Here is a 738-nt window from a genome sequence, read left to right as displayed (position 1 = left end):
CCTGTTACTCCTGTTGGGCCTGTAGTGCCTTCCCCTGTCGCACCTGTTGCTCCCGTATCTCCTGTTGCCCCAGTCGGACCTTGTATTCCTTGTATTCCTTGTGGACCTTGCACTCCTTGTGCGCCCGTCGCTCCTTGTATTCCTTGTACTCCTTGCACTCCTTGGGGGCCCATCGGACCGGTTGGACCAATCCCCCCTTGAGCACCTTGCACTCCTTGGGGCCCCTCTGGACCTGTTGCTCCTATTTCCCCTTGTATCCCTTGAATTCCAGTTGCTCCTTGTACTCCAGTTGCTCCCGTTATCCCCTGCACACCTTGTATTCCCTGAATTCCTTGTGGACCTTGTGGGCCTGTTGCTCCTACAGGTCCTTGAATGCCTTGTATCCCCTGAGGACCCTCTGGACCCGTCGCTCCAACTGGCCCTGGCACACCTTGTATTCCTTGCGGGCCCTGAAGTCCCTCTGGGCCTTCTGGACCTGTTGGTCCTATATCACCCATCGGACCTTGTAGCCCTTGAACTCCCTGTGGGCCTGTTGCTCCTGATGGCCCTGGTACTCCTTGTATTCCTTGTGGACCTTGATCTCCTGTGGCCCCTGTTGCCCCTTGTGTCCCTATAGCCCCCTGTATACCTTGTGGACCTTGATCCCCTGTTGCTCCCGTTACTCCTTGAATACCCTGAACTCCTTGTATTCCTTGTTCACCAGTTACTCCCGTCGGACCAGGAATCCCTTGAATACCC

General features: G+C 56.0%; 1 pseudogene. It reads right to left on the bottom strand.

The features are described 5' to 3' along the window. Positions 1 to 738 (bottom strand): annotated as a pseudogene (locus MR079_RS28275) (collagen-like protein); the annotation flags it as partial.

This window comes from Bacillus cereus group sp. BfR-BA-01381 (genome assembly GCF_022663555.1).
Taxonomy (GTDB): Bacteria; Bacillota; Bacilli; order Bacillales; family Bacillaceae_G; genus Bacillus_A; species Bacillus_A pacificus.
The sequence above is the reverse complement of the archived record's forward strand: the minus strand, read 5'-3'. Positions and strand labels throughout refer to the sequence as shown.